General features: G+C 69.7%; 15 protein-coding genes and 2 pseudogenes. 12 read left to right on the top strand and 5 right to left on the bottom strand.

Annotation, left to right across the window (positions count from 1 at the left end; genetic code table 11):
- From HG542_RS25305 to HG542_RS25265, 9 genes and pseudogenes are all read left to right on the top strand, one after another.
- A pseudogene (locus HG542_RS25305) lies at positions 1-788 on the top strand (DNA polymerase III subunit gamma and tau); the annotation flags it as partial.
- Between the two features lie 116 nt (positions 789-904).
- On the top strand, positions 905-1,267 hold the full coding sequence (locus HG542_RS25300) for a YbaB/EbfC family nucleoid-associated protein (RefSeq protein WP_171085260.1): 363 nt from the start codon (positions 905-907) through the stop codon (positions 1,265-1,267).
- Between the two features lie 120 nt (positions 1,268-1,387).
- Positions 1,388-1,987 carry a recombination mediator RecR gene (gene recR, locus HG542_RS25295; protein WP_171085258.1) on the top strand — a complete coding sequence of 200 codons (600 nt, stop codon included), beginning with the start codon at positions 1,388-1,390 and terminating at the stop codon, positions 1,985-1,987.
- The gene (locus HG542_RS25290) at positions 1,980-2,639 is read left to right on the top strand and encodes a DUF5063 domain-containing protein (protein ID WP_171085256.1); all 660 of its coding nucleotides are present in this window, start codon (positions 1,980-1,982) and stop codon (positions 2,637-2,639) included. The genes recR and HG542_RS25290 overlap by 8 nt, the downstream gene beginning before the upstream one ends.
- 184 nt (positions 2,640-2,823) lie before the next feature.
- The gene (locus HG542_RS25285; RefSeq protein ID WP_171085254.1) at positions 2,824-4,095 is read left to right on the top strand and encodes an aspartate kinase; all 1,272 of its coding nucleotides are present in this window, start codon (positions 2,824-2,826) and stop codon (positions 4,093-4,095) included.
- Positions 4,092-5,216 (top strand): aspartate-semialdehyde dehydrogenase, encoded by a 1,125-nt coding sequence (locus HG542_RS25280; protein WP_171085252.1) that lies wholly within the window; start codon positions 4,092-4,094, stop codon positions 5,214-5,216. Before HG542_RS25285 ends, HG542_RS25280 begins: the two co-directional genes overlap by 4 nt.
- Before the next feature lie 275 nt (positions 5,217-5,491).
- Positions 5,492-6,160 (top strand): SigE family RNA polymerase sigma factor, encoded by a 669-nt coding sequence (locus HG542_RS25275; RefSeq protein ID WP_373313145.1) that lies wholly within the window; start codon positions 5,492-5,494, stop codon positions 6,158-6,160.
- Positions 6,157-7,242, top strand: a complete 1,086-nt coding sequence (locus tag HG542_RS25270) for a hypothetical protein (protein ID WP_171085248.1) — start codon at positions 6,157-6,159, stop codon at positions 7,240-7,242. Before HG542_RS25275 ends, HG542_RS25270 begins: the two co-directional genes overlap by 4 nt.
- A gap of 60 nt (positions 7,243-7,302) precedes the next feature.
- The gene (locus HG542_RS25265) at positions 7,303-8,139 is read left to right on the top strand and encodes an SURF1 family protein (RefSeq protein WP_171085245.1); all 837 of its coding nucleotides are present in this window, start codon (positions 7,303-7,305) and stop codon (positions 8,137-8,139) included.
- Here HG542_RS25265 and HG542_RS25260 read toward each other — a convergent pair.
- A complete protein-coding gene (locus HG542_RS25260; RefSeq protein ID WP_373313147.1) occupies positions 8,069-9,889 on the bottom strand; it encodes a S9 family peptidase in 1,821 nt (606 codons plus the stop codon). The genes HG542_RS25265 and HG542_RS25260 overlap by 71 nt on opposite strands.
- Positions 9,890-10,996: 1,107 nt before the next feature.
- On the opposite strand from HG542_RS25260, the gene HG542_RS25255 reads away from it, so the two are divergent.
- Complete coding sequence (locus tag HG542_RS25255; protein ID WP_171085243.1) at positions 10,997-11,182, top strand: hypothetical protein; 186 nt, start codon at positions 10,997-10,999, stop codon at positions 11,180-11,182.
- 9 nt (positions 11,183-11,191) lie between these two features.
- Positions 11,192-11,578: a hypothetical protein gene (locus tag HG542_RS25250; RefSeq protein ID WP_171085241.1), complete on the top strand. Its 387-nt coding sequence runs from the start codon at positions 11,192-11,194 to the stop codon at positions 11,576-11,578.
- Between the two features lie 289 nt (positions 11,579-11,867).
- Here HG542_RS25250 and HG542_RS25245 read toward each other — a convergent pair whose 3' ends face one another.
- From HG542_RS25245 to HG542_RS25235, 3 genes are all read right to left on the bottom strand, one after another.
- Positions 11,868-13,859: a hypothetical protein gene (locus tag HG542_RS25245; protein ID WP_171085239.1), complete on the bottom strand. Its 1,992-nt coding sequence runs from the start codon at positions 13,857-13,859 to the stop codon at positions 11,868-11,870.
- Entirely contained in the window at positions 13,849-14,259 is a 411-nt protein-coding gene (locus HG542_RS25240; protein ID WP_171085237.1) for a hypothetical protein, read from the bottom strand. The genes HG542_RS25245 and HG542_RS25240 overlap by 11 nt, the downstream gene beginning before the upstream one ends.
- 1,275 nt (positions 14,260-15,534) lie before the next feature.
- Complete coding sequence (locus tag HG542_RS25235) at positions 15,535-16,113, bottom strand: hypothetical protein (protein ID WP_171085162.1); 579 nt, start codon at positions 16,111-16,113, stop codon at positions 15,535-15,537.
- On the opposite strand from HG542_RS25235, the pseudogene HG542_RS25230 reads away from it, so the two are divergent.
- Positions 16,009-16,566 (top strand): annotated as a pseudogene (locus HG542_RS25230) (LacI family transcriptional regulator); the annotation flags it as partial. The gene HG542_RS25235 and the pseudogene HG542_RS25230 sit on opposite strands and share 105 nt — an antisense overlap.
- A gap of 110 nt (positions 16,567-16,676) precedes the next feature.
- On the opposite strand, the gene HG542_RS25225 reads toward HG542_RS25230, so the two are convergent.
- Positions 16,677-18,257, bottom strand: a complete 1,581-nt coding sequence (locus HG542_RS25225; protein WP_171085235.1) for a restriction endonuclease — start codon at positions 18,255-18,257, stop codon at positions 16,677-16,679.
- Between the last annotated feature and the right edge of the window lie 21 nt (positions 18,258-18,278).

Below are 18,278 nucleotides of genomic sequence, written 5' to 3'. Positions count from 1 at the left end.
CGCAGGCCACCGGTGCCTGGCCCACCGCGGCGGCTCCCGGCTCCGCGCCCGCCGCACCCGCGCAGGCCACCGGCTCCTGGCCGTCCGCAGCCACGCCCCCGCAGGCCCCGCCCGCCCCCGCGGCCCCCGGCTCCCCTGCTGCCTCGGGCGACCCGGCCCAGGTGCGGCAGATGTGGCCGCAGATCCTGGACGCGGTCAAGAACCGCCGCCGCTTCACCTGGATCCTGCTCAGCCAGAACGCCCAGGTCACCGGCTTCGACGGCAGCACGCTCCAGGTCGGCTTCTCGAACGCCGGAGCCCGCGACAGCTTCGCCAACAGCGGCAGCGAGGACGTGCTGCGCCAGGCGCTCGGCGACGCGCTGGGCGTGCAGTGGAAGGTCGAGCTGGTCGTCGATCCGTCCGGCGGGGCCGGTGGTGCAGGCGGTGCGTCCGGCGGCGGCTTCGGCGGCCAGGGAAGCGCCGGTTACGGAAGCTCCGGCTCGGGCGGCTTCGGCGGTGCCCCCGTCGCAACGCGCCCCCAGCCCCCGGCCCCCGCCCCCGCCGCCCCCCGGCCCGCGGCCGCGTCGGCCCCCGCACCCGGCCCGGCACCGGCCCCCGGCGCCCCCGCGCCGGAGGCCCGCCGGGCACCGTCCGCCCCGTTCGCGGCCCCCGAGCCCCCGCCGGTGCCGATCGAGGAGGACATGCCCGCCGAGGACGACCCGGACCTCGACGACACCGCCCTGAGCGGCCACGATCTGATCGTCCGCGAGCTGGGCGCGACGGTCATCGAGGAGATCGCCAACGAGTAGCGCGGCCGGGTCCGTGCCCTCCCCGCACACGACTTCCGGCGGCATGGGGCGCGCCGCCCGGCGAACACGTAGGCTCGGCTCCGAACCAGTCGTCGTCGACAGCCAGGAGCCGAACCATGTTCCCCGGTGGTGGCCAGCCCAATATGCAGCAGCTGCTCCAGCAGGCCCAGAAGATGCAGCAGGACCTCGCCGCGGCTCAGGAGGAGCTGGCGCAGACCCCCGTCGAGGGGTCGGCGGGCGGCGGCCTGGTGAAGGCCACGGTCACCGGGGCCGGCGAGCTCCAGGCCCTGGTCATCGACCCGAAGGCGGTGGACCCGGAGGCAGCGAGCCCTGAGGAGACCGCCGAGACCCTCGCGGACCTCGTCGTGGCCGCCGTGCGCGACGCCAACGAGAGCGCGCAGAAGCTCCAGCAGCAGAAGCTCGGCCCGCTCGCGCAGGGCCTCGGCGGCGGCAGCGGGATTCCCGGCCTCCCGTTCTGAGGCGTTCCGGGGCGTTCCGGGTGCCTTCCCGGGCCTTCCGGACCGTTCCGACGGGAAGCGTCCGGCACCCCGGACGTAACGTACTTATAGAAGCAAAAGCGCAGAAGGAGAGCCCGATCCGTGTATGAAGGCGTGGTCCAGGACCTCATCGACGAGCTGGGCAGGCTGCCCGGCGTCGGTCCCAAGAGCGCCCAGCGGATCGCTTTCCACATCCTCCAGGCCGAGCCGGCCGACGTCCGTCGGCTCGCGCACGCCCTGACCGAGGTCAAGGCGAAGGTCCGGTTCTGCGCGGTCTGCGGCAACGTGGCGCAGGAGGAGCGGTGCCGGGTCTGCCAGGACCCGCGCCGCGACCCCGCCGTCATCTGCGTCGTGGAGGAGCCCAAGGACGTCGTCGCGATCGAGCGGACCCGGGAGTTCCGGGGCCGCTACCACGTGCTCGGCGGGGCGATCAGCCCCATCGAGGGCGTGGGCCCGGACGACCTGCGCATCCGCGAGCTGCTGGCGCGGCTCGCGGACGGCTCGGTCACCGAGCTGATCCTGGCCACCGACCCCAATCTCGAGGGCGAGGCCACAGCCACCTACCTCGCGCGCATGGTGAAGCCCATGGGGCTGAAGGTCACCAGGCTGGCGAGCGGACTGCCGGTGGGCGGAGATCTCGAATACGCCGACGAGGTCACGCTGGGGCGTGCCTTCGAAGGGAGAAGACTTCTCGATGTCTGACGCAACGCTGCACGATGCCAAGCGCGCCCCGGACGACTTCGCGGTCTCCGTGGCGGACTCGATCGAGAGCTTTATCGTGGCCGTCGCCGAGGTCTCGCGCGGTGACGAGCCGGACAGCGCCGTCCCCTTCCTGCTCCTGGAGATCTCCCAGCTCCTGCTCACCGGCGGCCGGCTCGGTGCGCACGAGGATTTCGTCCCGGACGAGCGCTACGAGCCGGACGTCGGTCCGGAGCCGGACGTCGACGAGCTGCGCGAGCGGTTCGCGGCCATGCTGGACCCGGTGGACGTGTACTCCGAGGTCTTCGACCCGTACGTGCCGCGCACCGCCCCCGTCGCCAGCCGGATCTCGGACGACCTCGCCGACATCATCACCGACCTGCGGCACGGCATGGCCCACTACCGCGACGGCCGCGTGAACGAGGCCCTGTGGTGGTGGCAGTTCTCCTACCTCTCCAACTGGGGCCCCACGGCGTCGGCTTGTCTGCGCGCGCTGCAGTCCCTGGTGGCGCACGTCCGGCTGGACCAGCCGCTGGACGAGCTGGACGGGCTGGACACGGACGCGGTGGCCGAGGAGCAACTGGCCGAGGAGGCGGGCCGCGTCATGGCGGCGGAGATCGGCGGCCCGCTGGGGCTGCGGCCGGCGAAGTCCTGACGGAGCGCCTGACGGTGCGTCGGTGGAGGCCTCGGCGAAGGCCTGCCTCACAGGGCGCGTCCCGGCCGCAAATCGTCCGGGCCCGCGCGGGCCGCGCGTCTCATCATGCGGCGTCACCATGGCCGATTCCTGCTGCTCGTTAGACTGCAGGCGACCGCAAAACACAGAGCTGCGAGGAGCGCACGTGGGCCTTGTCGTGCAGAAGTACGGAGGCTCCTCCGTTGCCGATGCCGAGGGCATCAAGCGGGTCGCCAAGCGAATCGTCGAAGCCAAGAAGAACGGCCACCAGGTGGTCGTCGTGGTTTCCGCGATGGGCGACACGACGGACGAGTTGATCGATCTCGCTGCGCAGGTGTCGCCGATGCCTGCCGGGCGGGAATTCGACATGCTGCTGACCGCCGGAGAGCGGATCTCCATGGCGCTGCTGGCGATGGCGATCAAAAACCTGGGTCACGAGGCGCAGTCGTTCACGGGCAGCCAGGCCGGGGTCATCACCGACTCGGTCCACAACAAGGCGCGCATCATCGATGTCACGCCGGGCCGGATCCAGCAGTCCGTCGACGCGGGCAACATCGCGATCGTGGCGGGCTTCCAGGGCGTCTCCCAGGCCAGCAAGGACATCACCACGCTGGGCAGGGGCGGTTCCGACACCACGGCCGTGGCCCTCGCGGCCGCGCTGAACGCCGAGGTCTGCGAGATCTACACGGACGTCGACGGGGTGTTCACCGCCGACCCGCGGGTCGTGAAGAAGGCCCGCAAGATCGACTGGATCTCCTTCGAGGACATGCTGGAGCTGGCCAGCTCCGGTTCCAAGGTGCTGCTGCACCGCTGCGTCGAGTACGCACGCCGTTACAACATCCCGATCCATGTGCGCTCGTCCTTCTCGGGCCTCAAGGGCACCTGGGTCAGCAACGAGCCGCAAGGGGACCAGCCGATGGAGCAGGCGATCATCTCGGGCGTCGCACACGACACCTCCGAGGCGAAGGTCACGGTCGTCGGCGTCCCGGACAAGCCGGGCGAGGCCGCGACGATCTTCCGTGCCATCGCGGACGCCGAGATCAACATCGACATGGTGGTGCAGAACGTCTCCGCCGCGTCCACGGGCCTGACCGACATCTCCTTCACCCTGCCCAAGACCGAGGGCCGCAAGGCGATCGAGGCGCTGGAGCGGACGAAGGCGAAGGTCGGCTTCGACTCGCTGCGCTACGACGACCAGATCGCGAAGATCTCGCTGGTCGGCGCGGGCATGAAGACGAACCCGGGGGTCACCGCGACCTTCTTCGAGGCGCTGTCGAATGCCGGGGTGAACATCGAGCTGATCTCGACCTCCGAGATCCGGATCTCGGTCGTCACCCGCGCCGACGACGTGAACGACGCCGTGTGCGCCGTCCACTCCGCGTTCGGCCTGGACAGCGAGAACGACGAGGCCGTCGTCTACGGAGGCACCGGCCGATGACGGCCGCCCGCCCGGAGGCCGGTGCCACCGTCGGCACCGGCGCCGGGCGCGGGCACAGGCCGACGCTCGCGGTGGTCGGTGCGACCGGTGCCGTCGGCGCGGTCATGCTCGAACTGCTCTCGCGCGGCGCGGACATCTGGGGCGAGATCCGGCTGATCTCCCCGGCCGCCGGTCCGGCTGCCGGTCCGGCCGGCCGGACGCTGTCCGTGCGGGGCGCGGAGAGCGAGGTCCGCGCGCTGGACGAGGAGGCCTTCGAGGGCGCCGACGTCGCCGTGTTCCTGGTGCCGGACGAGGTCGCGGCGCAGTGGGTGCCGGTCGCCGTCGCCAAGGGCGCGGTCGTGGTGGACACGTCCGGCGCGTTCCGGATGGACCCGGACGTCCCGCTGGTGGTGCCCGAGATCAATGCGCACGCGGTCCGGGTGCGTCCCCGCGGCATCGTCGCCGGGCCGGGCTGCACCACGCTGCCGCTGATCGCCGCGATGGGCGCGCTCCACGCGGAGCTGGGGCTGAGCGAGCTGGTCGTCTCCTCGTACGAGGCCGTGTCGGCGGCCGGGCAGGCCGGCGTGGCGGCGCTCCGCGCGCAGCTCGCTGCCGTGGCCGGTACGGAGCTGGGCACGCATCCCGGCGACGTGCGGCGCACGGTCGGGGATGCGACGGGGCCCTTCCCGGCGCCGGTGGCGCTGAACGTGGTGCCGTGGGCCGGGTCGCCGGCGGAGGGCGGCTGGTCCTCCGCGGAGACCGCGGTGCGGGAGGAGTCGCGCAAGATCCTCGGCCGCCCGGACCTGCCCGTCTCCGTGACCTGTGTGCGCGTGCCGGTGATCACCGGTCACTCGCTGAGCGTGCATGCGCGCTTCGAGAACGAGGTGACGGCCGAGCGGGCGCACGAGATCCTGGCGAACGCCCCCGGCGTGGTGGTCTGCGACAGCCCGGCGGAGGGGGAGTTCCCGACGCCCGCCGACGTGGTGGGCACCGACCCCGTGTGGGCGGGCCGGCTGCGGTGTCCCCCGGACGACTCCCGGGTCCTCGACCTCTTCCTCTGCGGGGACAATCTGCGCAAGGGGGCGGCGCTCAATGCCGCGCAGATCGCGGAACTCGTGGCGGCCGAGCTGACCGCTCCGTAATATCGACGGGAAGTGTAAAGGTCGTGTGATCAACTCGTTGGTCCAGACCTCTTGAACTGGGCAGACAATGTGTTCGACGATGCGCTCCCCGACCGACTGCAACCGCCGCAGGACCGGGGAGCGTCTTTGTTGCCGTCCTCTTTGGCGGTACAAAACCGGGGCATTGAGGAAGAGCTGGTACGCATGAGGGCATATGACGCCTCGTCATACGGTGCGTCGTCGACCGCGATGCCTTGCGCGTACAACCCTGACGGGGGGAAGCGTGTCCAACAGGCGTGGCAGAGGTCATCAGCATCGCAACCGCCCCGAGGCGCAGCAGCTCCTCCGTGCGTCCGCGTGCCGGCTCGGCGGGCGGTATACCGGTGATCGCCCCCTGGTCCGCCCCCCGTCCCGCCCAGCTCCCGCCCCAGGTGCCCCCGCAGCGTGGGGACGCTGACGAGGCGATGGCAGCGGGCACCACAGTCGATCACCTCACCGAGACCTACCGGGCGCACTACCGGTCGCTGCTCGGCCTCGCGGCCCTGCTCCTCGACGACACCGCCTCCTGCGAGGACGTGGTGCAGGAGGCCTTCATCCGCGTGCACTCCGCGCGCAACCGGGTCCGGGACCCGGAGAAGACCCTGGCGTATTTGCGGCAGACTGTCGTGAACCTTTCCCGTTCCGCCCTGCGCCGCCGCATCCTCGGACTGAAGCTGCTGTCCAAGCCGATGCCCGACATGGCCAGTGCCGAAGAGGGGGCGTACGAACAGCTGGAGCGCGACCAATTGATCAAAGCCATGCGTGGACTGCAGCGCCGTCAGCGCGAGGTGCTCGTCCTGCGCTACTTCGCCGATATGACCGAGGCCCAGGTGGCGGAGACCCTCGGTCTCTCGCTCGGCTCGGTCAAGGCGTACGGCTCGCGCGGTATAGCGGCCCTCCGTGTCGCCATGGAGGCTCCCGTATGAACCGGCACTTCCCCGACCACGAGCGCCGGGACCCCGGCGAAGGTCCCCGGGAGATCGACGAACAGACGCTCCGGCGGCTCCTGCACGGCGCCGTCGAGGACATCGAACCGGCCGACGGCGCACTCGAGCACCTGCAGCGTGCCGTGCCCGCCCGGCGGACGCGCCGCCGGCAGGCCGTCGCGGGCGCGGTGGCCGCGGTCGTCCTCGGGGCCACCGCCCTGCCGGCCCTCATCCACGCCGCCACCACGGCCGACACCACCGACGACCACCAGGCCAACGCCGCCAGCAGTCATCAGCGCCCGCACGGCGGCGGGACCGAGGGCGAGCACGGCAGAGGCCTGCCGGCCCCGGGTCCGTTGAACCCCTCCACGAGCCCCGACGCCGGCCGGCGCGACGGGCACCGGAAGGAGGAGGACGAGGCGCAGCGGAAGGACGGCAGCACCACCGGCCCCACGGGCTCCGCGACCGCCGCCGGCCCCGATCTCCGGCCCACCCTCGCCGCCACCTCGCCCACCTGCGACCGCAACCAGCTCGGCAAGGGCTCCGGCGCCGTCGGCGCCCCCGACAAGAACGGCCGCGTCTACGGCAGCTTCCGCGTCGTCAACGTCTCCGGCAGCGTTTGCACGGTGGCCGGCGAGGGCGTGGTCGCGGCCCACTCCGCGGGCGGCAGCGAGAACTCCCGCATCACCGTCGTGAACCACACGGCCGGCGACGCCGCGACCGGACTGCCCGACCCGGCCACCGAGCCCAGCCAGGTCATCCTCCAGCCCGGTCAGGCGTACGAGATCCGGTTCGCCTTCGTGCCCGCTCCCGACGGCGGCCCGAGCGGCTGCGCCAAGCCCGGGATCACCACCCCGACGCCCGCGAGCGACTCCGGCTCCGCCTCCGCCGCGCCCCCCGCGGTCGCCGCGGAGAAGCCGCAGGTCCAGGACGCCTCCTCGCCGACGCAGCCGCCGTCCGGCGTGGTGCTGAGCCACACCCCGGACGTCGGGGAGCCCAAGGCCGCCGACGCCGCGCTCCCCGACGCCTGCGCGGGGACGGTCTACCGCACCGGCGCCCTGGCGGCCGCCCCCACGGCCTGAAGCCGCTCCTGGTGCAGGGGCCGGTGCCGCCCCGCCGGGCGCTGCCCGTACCGTGGTGGTGTGTATCGGTTCCTGCTGACTCCCCGCTGGTGGGGGATCAACGTCTTCACCGTGCTGGCCATCCCCGTGTGCCTGTTCCTGGGCACCTGGCAGCTCGGCCGCTTCGAGACGCGCGTCGACTCGCACCGCGATCAGCAGACCCAGGCCGAGGACGCCCGCACCGCGGCCGCCGAACCGCTGGCCGATCTGCTGCCCGTGAGCACCGTGACCTCGGGCCGCCGGGCCCGGGCCACCGGGCACTACGACACCGGGCACCAACTGCTCGTACCGGACCGGCAGCTCGACGACCGCCAGGGCTTCTACGTGCTGACCCTGCTGCGGACGGACGGCGGCAAGGCGCTGCCCGTCGTGCGCGGCTGGCTGCCCGGCGACGCGAACTCCCCGGCCGACACGGCCAAGGTGCCCGCCCCGCCGGCCGGGGACGTCACCGTCACCGGTGCGCTCCAGGCGTCGGAGAGCCCGACATCCAAGGGCGTGAACGCCTCCGGCGGGCTGCCTTCCGGACAGCTCGGCGTGATCAGCGCGGCCTCGCTGGTGAACCTGGTGCCGTACCAGGTGTACGACGCCTGGATCACCACGCCCACCGCGACGGCGCCCATGGTGCCGGTGCCCCCGGCCGCCGCGCCCAACAGCGGCCTGGACCTCAAGGCGTTCCAGAACCTCGGCTACACCGGCGAGTGGTTCGTCTTCGCGGGCTTCGTCGTCTTCATGTGGTTCCGGCTGTTCCGCCGCGAGGTCGAGGCCCTGCGGGACGAGGAGCTCGGCATCACGCCTGACGGCTCTTCGGACGGCCCAGATGACGCTCGGCAAAAGCGATCTCCAGCCGGAGCTGCTTGATCCGCTCCTCCACCACCAGCGAGCCGTGGCCCGCGTCGTAGCGGTACACCTCGTGCGGGTGGCCGCGCTCCGCGAGCCGCTCCACGTAGTTCTCGATCTGGCGTATAGGGCACCGGGGGTCGTTCGCCCCCGCGGAGATGTAGACCGGCGCCTGCACCCGGTCGACGTGGGTGAGCGGCGACGAGGCGGCGAAGCGCTCGGGCACCTCTTCCGGGGTGCCGCCGAACAGGGTGCGGTCCAGGGCCTTCAGCGCCTCCATCTCGTCGTGATAGGCGGTCACGTAGTCGGCGACGGGGACCGCCGCCAGGCCCAGTGCCCAGGCGTCGGGCTGGGTGCCCAGCCCGAGCAGCGTCAGATAGCCGCCCCAGGAGCCGCCGGCCAGCACCAGCCGGGCCGGGTCCGCGAGCCCCGACGCCACGGCCCATTCCCGGACCGCCGCGATGTCCTCCAGCTCGATCAGGCCCACCCGGTGCTTGAGCGCGTCCGTCCAGGCCCGCCCGTAGCCCGTGGAACCGCGGTAGTTGACGCGTACGACCGCGAAGCCGTGGTCGATCCAGGCGGCCGGCTGGGCGGCGAAGGCGTCGCTGTCGTGCCAGGTCGGACCGCCGTGGATGTCGAAGACGACCGGGAACGGGCCCTCGCCCGCGGGCCGCTGCACCAGGGCGTGCACCGGGCCGCCGGGGCCCTCCACCCACACGTCCTCGACCGGCACCGAGCCCGGGGCCTCGGTGATCCCGTGCAGGCCCGGGGGCGGGCTCAGCACGACATGCCCTGCCGTGGAGCGCACGACCGGCGGCTCGGCGGCCGACGACCAGAGGAACTCCACCGTCCCGTCCGGGCGCGGCAGCGCGCCGGAGACCGTGCCCTGCGGGGTGTCGAGCCGGGTCAGCTCGCCGCTCGCCAGCTCGTAGCGCCACAGCTCGCTGCGCGCCCTGTAGCTGTGTTCGATCAGCAGGGCGGAGCCGTCCGGGAACCAGTCGGCGTCCAGATCGCCCGGCAGATCGATGGCCAGGGCCGTTTCCTCGCCCGTCAGGGCGTCCCACAGCATCGGCTCCCAGCGGCCGCGCCGCTGGTGTCCGACGAGGAGCCGGGAGTCGCCGTCGGCCGGGGCGAACCCCAGCGCGGACAGGCCGAGCTCCACGGTGCCGCCCCGGGTGTCGTCCAGCTCGGCCACGGGCGTGCCGTCCGCCCGGACCACGCGGATCGCCGCGTGCATGGCGTCGCCGTGCTCGGTGTGCTCGACGGCGATCAGCGAGGCGTCGTGGGACAGCGCGCCGACCCCGGCCGACTGCCGGTGCCGGTAGATCTCGACGGGCTCCCGGCCCGGGCGCACGACGTGGATGCTGGAGCCGCCCTGCTCCGTGGACCGCCCGACGACCGCCGAGCCGTCCCGGCCCAGGGCCAGCCCGTCCGGATAGGCGGGCCCGAGACCGGGCGTCGCGGGCTCGTCCTCCCCGCCGTGGAAGGGCTGGCGCACCCAGGTGCCGAACTCGTCCCCGTCGGTGTCCGAGAACCACCAGATCCAGGCGCCGTCCGGCGACAGCCTGCCGCTCGTGGTGCCCTGCGGCCGGTCCGTGACCTGCCGCTGCTCGCCCGTGGCGCGGTCCCAGGCGTACAGCTCGAAGGTGCCCGTCGCGTTCGAGGCGAACAGCGCCCGCTCCGGCGCCTCCAGCGCCCACCCGGGCAGCCCCGTCCGCGGCGCCCGGAAGCGCTTCTCCCAGTCCGGCATGGATGCGTTGCTCTCGGTCATGCCCCCATTCTGCGCCGGGGGGACGACATCCTGCTGGGGGCTGTGGATAACTTGCGGAATCGGGGGGTCCGTTGGCGGGGGAGAGATGACGGGTCGGACCCGTGAAACCACGTGCCTGCTGGGGAACTTCACCGCCGGGGTCCTCCGTGGCTTCCGCATGGTCCCGGGAACGACTCAGGGCCTTGATCCAATGTTTGGACCAAGGCCCTGAGCTGGCATGTCGGGGTGGTCTTCGTCCCGAACGAAGGGGACGCACGCCCGATGCCTACCGATGCTGCCAGGATTCTCCCAAGCGGTGGTGCGGCAGCACGGTGGATGCTTTGGTGCACCGTGTTGCGAGTGCGAGTTTGCGCGATGTGGTGCTGGGGGCAGACGCGTGACTGGTGGTGCCCCATCCGCTTATACGCCTCTCGCGCAGAGTGGACCGGCCGAACAGCCGCGCAAAGCCAGCGGGCAGTCGGGACGAGAGCGGGGCGGCGGCTGGATTTCCCGGTGTATGCAGACCTGAGAGAGTTCGGTATGGCGAGTCAGGCGGAAGTAGGCAGCCTGAGGATCGCCAAGGGGCTGTGGTACGTGTGCGAGCATCGGGACGAACTCGTCGAGTTGCTCGCCGAGGATGGCGCCGCTTTGAGCGCTCTCGAAGCCGCAGTCGGTAGGCCGGCCGTGGACGGCGTCGCACTCATCGCCCTGCTGGACACCCAACACGCAGCGGTTCGACGCGCAGGGGACCCGCCGGGGTGTACAGGGGAACAGGCCGCAGCGCATTGCCGGCCGGTGTTGCTGTTCAGGACGTCGTGTACCGGTGTCCCCTGCAGCTGTGCATTGGTCGCTCTGGTAACGAAGTGCGCGAGGACATGCCACGCTGCCGGTTCAACCCCGCAGAGACGGCGCTGATCCGGGAGAGGCTCCCGTAGTGGGAGTACTTCTTGGCGAACTCGACAAGAAGTTGGCCGAGCGGTGGCTGACCCTGCTCGTACTACCAGGCGCGCTGTACTTGGCGGTCGCCGTAGTCGGGCACACTCTCGGGCACAGTGCCGCGTTGGACGTTGGCCAGCTCATCCATGTGATCTCGAACGCTGCCGAGGCACCACGGTGGGAGGCCAGGTCGTGCTGCTGGCTACCTTCCTGGCCGGCACTGCCGCCGCCGGACTGGCCGCTCAGTCCCTCGGCACCCTGGTCGAGCGTGTCGCCCTGGCCGCTGGCTGGGGCGTCTGGCCGTGGCCGTTCGGCGAGCTGGCCGAGCACCGTGTGGCATGCAGACAGCATTGCTGGGACGAGGCGCGGGCGGAGTAGGAAGCTCTGATGCTTCGGGAGCGTGCTCAGCACGGTGCAACGGTTCGAGACCTGACCTTGGTCGGGGTACGGCCCTTACATGCTCTCGTCGGCGATGCGCTCAACGGACTGCTGCTGGTCGGCGACGGCCAACAGGCCGTCTACCCTGGCGGCTGCCGCCTGTCCGACGCAGGCATCGGCATCCGCGGTGACCGCGGGCAAGCGCTGCGCACCAACTACCGCAACAGCAAAGAGATCCCTGACACCGCGCTCGTCGCCGAGGAATCCTTCGAGGACATCGACGGGCTTCGAATGCCAGGTCGCCGAGACGTCGATCTCACGTATCGCGATGGCAACGTGACCCGCGTTTCGAAGGCAACACAAGTCGAACACGACCGGTGCTGCGCCTGTCCATGACCACCATCGGCCACTACCAGCGGCTCCACGAACGCCGTCAAACTCGGCAGCTACCGCCGAGCCAAGGGATTGGAGCTGAATTGCGTTGACCTCCCGGAGCACGACGAGGCCTTGGTGAACGGCTCCCACACACCACCCGATGCGGAAGAATCGGAACCGAACGCGAGCGCACCGAGCTGGCAGGCAGCCAGCTCTTCGCTGCCATGACCCGATCGCGTGACGTGCTGTGGTTGGGCAGTGTGAACCGGCAGCCAGGAGGGGCGATAACGGATGGGACTCATATCCCCTTTTACAGATCGTGGATGCCTGTGGCATCGGCATCGGCGCCTTGGCCCGGTTCATCGTTCTGCTCCTGATACCAATCCGCCCAGTCCGCCAGCGTGCGGCTGGCCTTATCGAGGTAGCGGCGGGCCTTCTCGATCTCCGGTGGGTCCCATCCCTCCCGCTTGACCAGGCTGCCACCGCCCTCGTACGCGGGAACCGACTCCATGGCACTCACAGCCTGGCACAGGTTGTCCACGCTCTTCGTCACCGTTGCCCACCGCGCTCGTGCCGCGGGCAGTCCCACGACCGCCTCGGTCAGTGCTTCGCCGTTGTACGTGTGGCGGACCAACGCGTCTGTCAGTTCGCGGTATCCACCATCGTCCGTGTAGATCGGTGCGCCGTCCTCGTCGACCTCGTGCAAAGGCCTGCCCAGCCGACCCGCACGGACGACCTCGTACGCCTGGATCACCCCGCGCCGCTGGGAGAGCATCGCCCGCAGTACCCCGACCGCGCTGCGGCTGTCCTGTGCACGGGCCGCACCGGAGCCTTCGGTTTGGAGCGCCATGGTGCCGGCGGTGACCATGTAGTAAGAAGCCTTGACCGCGAGTTCCGTCTGGGCCACGCCCAGCCTGCCGCTCGCACCGAGCCCTTCCGCAGCCTCCTTCAACGCGGCGTCCCGCAGCTCCTCCAATGATCGGCCACTGTCGAGCGCTCCCTCCAACAGTGCGTCGGCGGGCAGCTCCTTGATTTCCGGAAGACGGTAGGCACGTTGCAGCACGGCACGCCGAGGGCGGACATACGGAAGAGCGTCGTTCTTGGCCGTGCGCACCGGCCGGAGGATCAGCTCTACGGCGATGTCCACGCGGTCCTCGTGCTCAGGGCGCTGTTTCGCGGTCAGCGAGCGGATTCCTTCGTTGACCCGCCGCGCGGTGCCGGTACCGCCTCCGAGTACGGTCCGGACGATTTCTGCAGTGCGTACGTCCTGGTATGGGCTGAAACCCTCCTCGGCCGCCTCCTGCTCGGTGATCATGCCTGCGAACCAGCGCTTTTCCTGGGGGGTGATCCGTGCGGGCCTGCTACGTGTGGGTTCGGCTAGCGAGTCGAGGACCGCATCCCCCTTTGCCTCGTTCTCCACGGCAGACCCGTACGGCCTGGGCGGCCGAATATGGGTAAGACCGATGAAGTTACGTACGGCAATGTGGAAGCGGACACCGGCTCGGATGTCGGGCACGAAACCCACCACGACCCGGGCGGGCACGGTCAAGGCGCGCACCATGCCCTGCTCTGCCGAACTGAGTGCGTCCCATCCCTGCTTCTGTACCAGCCGGAGCCATCGATTGACCTCCCGCCGGACCTTCCGGACGTCGTTCGCCCAGTCATACGCGATTAGCGAAGGGCGGTATCCGAGCAAGTGGTGGACCGCGCTGATTCGGCTCGAACCGTCGGCGGTGATCAGCAGCATGACTGGTCGGTTTGGGGCTCTGTCGTGACAGACCACCATGGGAACCACCATCAGAGGCTGGAGCACGCCTTCGGCCGCGATGTCGTCGTCGAGGGGGTTCTCCTTGACGAGCCGCTCCTTGGCATCATCCAGGCGATGCGCCAGGTCGTTGGGATGTGGCACCCGGATCTGCAACTGCGGACCGCGTTCTGGGACCGACTCTGGCTCCGGGAGGATCCGCAGGGCGGCTGAAGCGCCCCCCAGAGCGTAATTCCGGCGGCCGTACTCACGGGGGTTGGCCGGGTGTGGGACCACCGAGGCGGACCACAGGCGGGTTTCGACAATGTGCAGCGTGCCGCCCTGAACACGCAGCTTGTTGACGTCCGTCAGTTTCCGCCGCATGTCCTCCGGCTGCACGGCCGCCCCGGCGAGCGCCTCGGCTGCCTCCTCACTCAACCCCCGGCCGAACAGCGCCGCGGCAAGGTTATCGACGGCGGCGAGACGCGGCAGAACGTAGGGTTCGGGCTGCCAACCTGCCTCGTTGTCATGGAGCCCCGCCAGGGACTCATCGGTCATTGGTGGCCTCCGCGATCTTGTGCGCCAAGTGCAGCGCGCGATACATCCGCTTTCGGTCTGGGGCATCAGCCGGCGTGCTGTCGTCCAGCTCACCGGAAAGCTGGGCGACACAGGCACTGAGTGCCGCCCGGACCTGGTACCAGCCCTCGGAGGTCAGCGGAACAGTGAACAATCGCTCGCCGTGCAAATTCACCACGGCGCAGTGCAGCTCGCGCTCCGCGATGTCCGTCCAGCGCGCGGTCAGTTGGCCCAGGGTGATGCCGGCGTCCTGGTCCGTAGTTACGTCAGATGGGGAGGTGGCGCGACACTCGTCGGCCGCACGCTGGAGAATGCCTACGACCAGGGTGACTTCGGCCTGGTCGAGGTCGATAGAGATGGTGAGGGTGTCATCGATGGGCACGGGGAGGCGCTCCGGCGGGTAGGCCGATGCCTATGGGCATCGGCTGTCGGCGTTCTTGCTGCTTGACGCGGATGCGTCGAGCAGAGCGAGAGCGCGAACGTGATGCCGCTGACCTCCACCCGTGTCGGTCTGCGGAGCAGCCCTCCGAGACGTCTGGTGCAGTCCGAACCACACATCGTCCGGCCCGGCAGCAAGGAAGAAGACCTGAGCTGAGGGAGCACGATCAGGGAGACTGCTGCTCGATTGCGCCAAGGGCAAGCCTGGCTGATGAGAAGCGGCCGCCCACAATGCGGGGATCTCGAACAAGTCGCTCGGACGGAGCGTATTAGCTATGTCACTTTGAGTGCAAGGGCTTCTCTCTGGTCGCAGTAGGCGCTGAAGTCGGCGTGGCGTCAGTGGAGGGAGCTTCGCGGCCCGGTGTGCTTGCGTGCAGGCCATGCCTCTGTGCGTACAACACGAGTCCACGTGGGTTGTCCGTCGTTCTGGGTGCTCGGGTTCGCGAACGGGCGGCAGGGAGAGCTGCCCGCGACGCAACGTCGCTCGGTGGTGGTCGCATCAGTCTGGGAGAAGCCGACCAAGATCTTCTTCCAGGTTTCTCCCAAGTGGTCGCCAGGAACCACTCAGGGGCCCGATCCATTCACTGGACCGAGCCCCTGACCTGGTACTTCACTGTCGGGGTGGCGGGATTTGAACCCACGACCTCTTCGTCCCGAACGAGGTTCGGGCAAGATCGAGACCTGCCTGTTTGGCTTTTCCGCAGGTCAGGGCGTTGGGTTCGGCGAGTCTCGCGTGGCGTGGTGCGGGCTTGGGGAGCGGGTCGGCTCCCAGATGGCTCCCACGTGATGCGCCGAAGGCGGACCCTCTTTTCCGGCCGTGAACCTCAGCCGACCGAACGGCGGGGTGGCAGAGGTGCCAGGCTGGTCGCTGAGGGGTCTCGTGCTGTTTGCAGACCGGCACTTAGCTCGTGCAACAAGGCTGCGGCGTCAACCTCATTCCCGGGCCTCAGTCCCGTACTCGCCCTCGCTGAGCTGATCGGTGACCGCCGCCTCGCTCCGCTTCAGCAGGAAGATCCGGTTGGCCGGTCTTGCCGGACCTTCCAATCTTGCGGCGGCGCTCCGTTACCTGCCAACGCTGGCGTCGGTGTTCGAGGATTGCCTTCCACAGCTCCAGGCGATGGCGAGAATCCTTCGGCAACATGAAGCGGAGGACTCCGAGGACAACGGCAGCCATCAGCACGGGTGCGGACCCCGGGTTGCCGGTGAGGAACGGCATGGATCAGCCCTTCCCATCGCACAGGTCGAGCGAGGCGGTGCCCAGCACCACCCGGTAGGTGTCACCGTGGCGGGTAAATTCCGCGCCCTTGACCCCGGCCTCCCGGTGAGTCAGGGCCAGAGCCAGGTCGCGGGGTTCGGGATAGCCGGTCCAGCGGAGCTCCCATGAGTCGCCGGCGCCCCAGAGCCGACGTACGGGACCGTGCCGGATCACTTCCGGTTCCTTCCGGCGTTCGACTCCGGGGCGCTCCAGAGGGTCCCAGGACAGACTGGTCGCCCAGTGGCCACGCCGGTCAACCAAGTTGTAGCGGGAAACGAGACCTGCCAGCAGAGTGGTCGCTTGCCCCGAGATCGGGGGGACCGCTGCCAGTGCGCGGCGCTCGTGCGCGGTGAGGTCGTTGTCCAGCGTGAGATAGGGGTGCCGGGGCACGCGGGTGGCCAGCAGTCGGGTGGCGACGTTCTCCGGGGCGCGCTCCGCAACCATCCCGACCGCGTCACCGAAGCCACGCGTGTGCGGGTGGAGCAGGCCATCGCGGACCTGGGATTCGTACGCGGCGGCGGTGTGCCGGGGCATGCGGCCCACTGGCGCAGGAACGGGTTCGCGACCTGGTTGTTCACCCCGGCGGTGTCCGGCTGGTACCCGAAGAAAGCGCCACAGGAGGCACGGCCCGTTCCGCTGCTCGGCGAGCCGTGGCCAGGTGTCCCTGTCTGAGGGCGCAACGCCGGTGAGCGAGCCGACTCCTGCTGGATTCCGATCGCCAAGGGACTCACCCCTCACGGGCTGCGGCACTCCCATCGGACCATGATGGAGGACCTCGGCACGGAGAAGGTCCTCATGGACGAACGCATGGGCCACCTCGACGGCTCGGTCTCGGCGCGCTATGCCCACGTCACGCCCGGCATGCGCAAGCGCCTCATGCTCGGCCTGACCGAGCAGTGGGAGGCGGCGCTCGACGCCCGCTTGGCGATGTGTCCTACGTCACCGGTGCGCGTACTCAACACGCTCCTGCGGGGGCGCGCAGGTCGAGTTATATAGCGCCAAGCTCAGGGGGGAGTTGCTGCTCTTTGCGCAGTAGCAAAGAGCAGCAACTCCCCGATCGTTCCTTGGCGTGCGAGGCGCTGGACGCGCCGTATGGCGACTGGCGACTACCGCGGGCGGCGCTTCGGCGGAACCGGTCCGGGGATGACGTCCAAGTCCAAATGCTCCTTGAACAAGTGCACCAGATTGGCACCGTCGAGGAGTTCGAGCCGCCCATGCTCGTTGGCGAACGCCTCGCTGGCCTTCCCGAACCAGGAGGTCGTCACCAGAATCCCCTTGGCGGCCCGCTTGTGTTCTACGACTCCTGCCAGCGCGGAGACAGTCTCGAAGGGCACGACGTTGCGCGTGCGCTTCGCCTGGATGATGCACAGGCCCTTCATGACCGGATCGGTGTTCATGGCAACTGCATCCACACCCTCGTCCTTCGACGGCTGGGTGTTCACGCTGTCGAGACCGATTGCCTCGAACAGCTGCCTGACCAGGTGCTCGAACTCCGTGGGTGAGAGGTCCATCAGCACGGGGCGACTGTCCAGGCCCGCTACGACGTCCAGGCTGTCCATCAGGCGGAACTTGGACAGGTCGAACGTGACCAACGGGCGTACCGGTTCCAGTTCGTACGGGTTGGGCGAGATCAGCGAACGCAGGCGTTTGAGGCAGGCGCGGGGGTCCACTTGTGTCAGGACCAGCTGGTCGAACTCTTCCCGGTCGGTCTGAAGAGTGATCAGGCAGGGGTGCACGTCCCGCCCTGTGGCCCGGTCGATGGTTGCGACGTGCCCGTTGAGCGCAATGGACTTGATGACATCGTCGCTGTCGGCGGCGAAGAGCTCGTACACGACGCGGAGAGCAGTCTGCGCGAGCACGGACGCGTACAACTCCTTGCGCTCTTTTTCGGGGCGCGGGGTAGGCACGATCTCGTCGCGCGATTTCACATACCGGTATGCGCGCGCCGCTGGAACCACATCTTCCAGAGGAAGGTCGATCTCCACGAGAAGGTCGCCCGTGTCAGCTTGGTAGGAGACCTTGTGGGTCTTGGGGAAGCCATGCGGGTACCTGGAAGCAGCCAGTGCCTGGTCTATGAACCATTCGACGGCTTCGACGTCCCTGTCCCGGTACGCGGTCCTGCGCTCCTCTATGCGAGAGTTCCACTGTTCGACCTTGGCAGCTTTCCGCCGGTTGCGTTCCTCGTGCTCAGCACGTGCCTCTTGTACCTTCTTCAGCCGCTTCTGTTCTTTGCGGCCTTGGTCACGTAGAGCGCTGTCGTACCGCTCGCGTGCAGCTTCTACTTCCGCGTCGTAGGCGCGGCGCCTGAAGCCGAGGGCGCCCAGGAGTCCGCGTGGAGGCGTCGGCTCGTACTCCTCCCAGCGAGGGGCCGGCGTCTCACGGGAGAGCTCCGCCTTGGGCGCGAACACGGAGGGCGTGAATTCCTGCCGGAGACTGTTGAACGCCAACGGCCGGTTGTCGAGGACGGCGGTGCGCAGCAGCGAGGAGAGTTGCTCGGTGTCATGCTCGACCACGCTGCTCTGGTCGACGGCTTCTTGAGCGCGGGCGGCTTCGTAGGCCAGCTTCTCCTCGCGCGCCTTCCGCTTCGCTTCTGCCTCGGCGGCTTTCCGCGCCCTCTCCTGTTCCTTGGCCTGCCGCGCGATCTCCCGAGCGTACGGGTCGCCCCCTGCTCCGCTTCTCCCTGCCATCGTGGCCCCCCCACGTCAGTA

The sequence above is a fragment of the Streptomyces morookaense genome, assembly GCF_013030945.1.
Classification (GTDB): Bacteria; Actinomycetota; Actinomycetes; order Streptomycetales; family Streptomycetaceae; genus Streptomyces; species Streptomyces morookaensis.
The sequence above is the reverse complement of the archived record's forward strand: the minus strand, read 5'-3'. Positions and strand labels throughout refer to the sequence as shown.